At 41.2% G+C, this 3,916-nt stretch carries 1 protein-coding gene; it reads left to right on the top strand.

The window, feature by feature from the left end:
- Positions 1-38: 38 nt before the first annotated feature.
- On the top strand, positions 39-3,916 hold a 3,878-nt coding region (locus tag C900_RS23625), incomplete at its 3' end, for an amino acid adenylation domain-containing protein (protein ID WP_245558481.1).

The raw sequence follows: 3,916 nt of genomic DNA, 5'->3' as shown, positions 1-3,916 counted from the left end.
CTTATTCCAGTTATATCAGTTGGTTGGAAAGCAGGGATATGGAAACCTCTAAGAAATTCTGGCAAAACTACCTGGCGGGTTACGAAAGTCTTGCCACACTTCCCAGAGATACAGTCGTATCTGTAGAAAAACGCCATGAGAAGTCCGTTCAAAAATTTGTTTTAACAAAAGAAAGAACAAAAGCATTAAAAGATATTTCCGGTAATTATGGTGTAACGCTCAATACAATCCTACAAACTGCCTGGGGGCTAGTATTGTCAAAGTACAATAATACGACAGATGTAGTCTTTGGTTCAGTAGTATCAGGCCGCCCTGCAGAACTAAGCGGGATCGAAAGTATAGTGGGCTTATTCATCAATACCGTACCCGTTCGAATCAATTGTAACGAAATTAATACTATTCGAGACCTACTTCAAAGGATGCAGCAACTAGCCGTGGAAGGAGAGTCTCATCATCACTTTCCATTGTCCGAGATCCAGTCATCCAGTGCCCTGGGAAATGCTTTACTGGATCATATAATGGTGGTAGAAAATTATCCGGTAGCCGAGGAGATAGAAGGAAGAAACGATGTGGTAGATGCCTTTTATAGAGTAACAGGGGTAGAAATATTCACTCAGACCAATTATGATTTAACGCTTGTAGTACATCCTGGTGATGAGATTTTAATCGATTTTGAATATAGGCCTGCTTATACGGATGAAACTATTTCACGGCTCATTGATCATTTTTCAGTAGTTGTTGAACTAATTGAAAAAGACGTGAGTCAACCGGTTTCGCAAATAGACATCACCACTTCACTTGAACGAGATCAGTTGCTTTATGAGTTTAACAACAACCGAGTCGACTATTCCAATCGAACAGTACTGGATTTGTTTGCAGATCAAGTCAAACAAAATGCAGGTAGCACTGCAATAACCTGCAAGTCTAATGCACTGAGTTACTCAGAACTGGATGAAACATCCACGAAATTGGCTGTACATCTACGCTCTTTGGGAGTCAAGACTAATGAATTGGTTGGGATACTTTTAGATCCATCTGAACTGTTGCTGGTATCTATTTTGGCTGTTCTAAAAGCAGGCGGAGGATTTGTGCCTATCGACAAACATTATCCGCAGGCTCGGAAAAAGTATATGATTGAGAACAGCAATCTGCAGGTCTTGATATCTTCTGCCTACCTGATAGAAGACAATGTAGATCTTATCACAAACCTGCCGGATATAAATGTAATAGACGTTACTTCCGTGGAATTAGCGGATAAAGGCAAGCCGCAGATACCTTCAGCGGTGTCATCAAAGGATCTTGCTTATGTTTTATATACTTCCGGCTCAACAGGCCGACCAAAAGGAGTTCAGATTGAGCATGGATCGCTTTTCAACTACATGAGTTGGGCCAATAGTACGTATGTCAGAGGCAAGGATAGTCCTATGGCTTTATTTAGCTCGGTGTCTTTCGATCTTACCATCACTTCCATGTTTTTGCCGCTCATAAGTGGGAATCCCCTCCACATTTATGAGCAGTCAGACCAATCGGTGTTGATAGAGCAAGTGATATCAGAAGGCAAAGCAAAAGTCGTTAAGCTTACCCCGTCACATTTACGGATAATAAAAGATAGTGATGTTGATCTGACAAAAATCAACTGTTTTATAGTGGGAGGTGAACAACTGGACTCGAAACTTGCGGCAGCCATACAAGATCGTGGCCATGAGCATTTAAATATCTACAACGAATATGGCCCTACCGAAGCTACAATAGGCTGTGTTGTGCATTGCTTTAAACGGGAAGAGGCTGGCTTACGAAGCGGTGTTCTAATTGGGCGACCTGCTCCTAATAATGAAATTTACATATTTGACGACCAAATGCGGTTAATGCCAGTAGGTGTATTTGGAGAAATGTATATAGGTGGTTCTCAGCTTACCAGAGGATATATTTCTTCTGAAGAGCAGACCAGGGCACGACTGATAGATCATCCATATAAATCAGGGAAGTTGATCTATAAAACTGGTGATTTGGCACGGTGGCATGCCGATGGCAACATAGAGTTTTTGGGAAGGAAGGATGATCAGGTAAAGATTCGTGGATTCCGGATAGAGTTGGGAGAAATAGAGAGTCAGCTTAAAACGCATGAGGCGGTTAGTTCTGTGTTTGTAGCGGCCATGGAAAAAGAAGGAGACAAATATCTGACAACCTATTATACAGCAGAAAAGGAGATAGTAGACTTGAAGCAGTATTTAAAGGATCGACTTCCTGAGTATATGATTCCGTCTTACTTCGTGAAGGTGGAGGAAATACCGCTGACTGCTAATGGAAAAGCAGACCGAAAAGCACTACCCCACCCAGAGGCCTTATCACAAGAGGTTTATGTTGCTCCATCGAATGAAATAGAAGAACAGTTAGCCGGGATATGGAGTGAAATACTGAAGGTGGACAAGAATACAATCAGTAGGGAGAGCAACTTTTTTGAGTTGGGGGGACATTCTCTGAAGTTAATTTTTTTGGCCAATAAGTTAAAGAAGGTATATAATACCAAGTTTGAGCTCCCAGAGCTTATGGAATTGAATACTATATCAAAGTTAGCCATGGGTGTAAGCAGGGCCGAGGTGGATCAATATCAACCCATAAGGCCAGTGTCAAAGAAGTTGTATTACAATTTGTCATCAGCACAAAAACGGTTATACTTCCTTCATGAATTTGATAAGATATCGTTGGCTTATAACATGCCTCATGTAGTGAAGCTTGAGGGGCGTCTGGACCCTGAAAAAGTAGAGGATACATTCAAGAAACTCATTGCTCGGCATGAGAGTTTACGAACCGCTATAGTTATGGTAGATGGTGTGCCATTTCAACAGATTAAAGATGAAGTAGTATTTTCACTGGAGTGTCATGAGTCGGAAGAGGCAGGCTGTGTAGATATAATTCAAGCATTTATACGACCCTTTGATTTAAGTCGATCACCACTCATTCGGGCAGGACTGATAAAGATATCAGCTCAAACACACCTTTTGATGGTGGACCTGCACCATATTATTAGTGATGGGGTTTCTCAAAGTATGTTGATTAAAGATTTCATGGCGTTATATAAGGAACTAAAACTTCCAGCGCTGAAACTTCACTACAAAGATTATGCAGAATGGCAGCAGAGTACAGAACAACAGGCCTTGCTGGAGAAGCAACGAAAATTTTGGAAACAAGAATTTTCTGAAGATGTGAGTGTGCTAAACCTTCCTACAGATCATCCGAGGCCATTGATAAAAAGCTATGAGGGTGATAATTCTTTCTTTTTCTTCGACAAAGAAAAAACAGCTCAACTTAGGAAATTAACAGATGAATCGGGGGCTACCCTGTTCATGACTATCCTGTCCATCGTAAATATTTTTCTTAGTAAACTTGGTAATCAGGAAGATATTGCCATTGGTACCCCTGTAGCAGGAAGGGACCATGCTGACCTGGAAGGAATAATGGGTATGTTTGTCAATACGCTAGTGCTCCGAAATTATCCTAAAGGTGAGGTCAGGTTTAGTGAATTTTTAGCTGAAGTAAAATCTAAAACATTATCATGCTTCGAAAACCAGGCATACCAATATGAGGAATTGATAGAAGAATTGGACATTACTCGAGACACTGGTCGTAATCCTTTATTTGATGTGATGCTGGTGTTCCAAAATTTTGAGGAGGAAGAGTTGGTAATTCCCGGTTTGAAGCTTCAGAGTTATGACAGTGGGCATAGCGTGTCGAAATTCGACCTTACCATAACAGCCGGAGAGGCAGATGAGCATCTGTATGTTAACCTTGGGTATTCCACGGACCTGTTCAGCGCGGCAACGATAGACAGGTTCATTACCTATTTTGAGCGGATAGTGGAAGCAGTAGCTACTGATTTTGATAAGAAGCTGTCAGAGATTGATATTTTATCCTTTGA

Origin of the sequence: Fulvivirga imtechensis AK7 (assembly GCF_000331535.1) — a bacterium.
Taxonomy (GTDB): Bacteria; Bacteroidota; Bacteroidia; order Cytophagales; family Cyclobacteriaceae; genus Fulvivirga; species Fulvivirga imtechensis.
The sequence above is the reverse complement of the archived record's forward strand: the minus strand, read 5'-3'. Positions and strand labels throughout refer to the sequence as shown.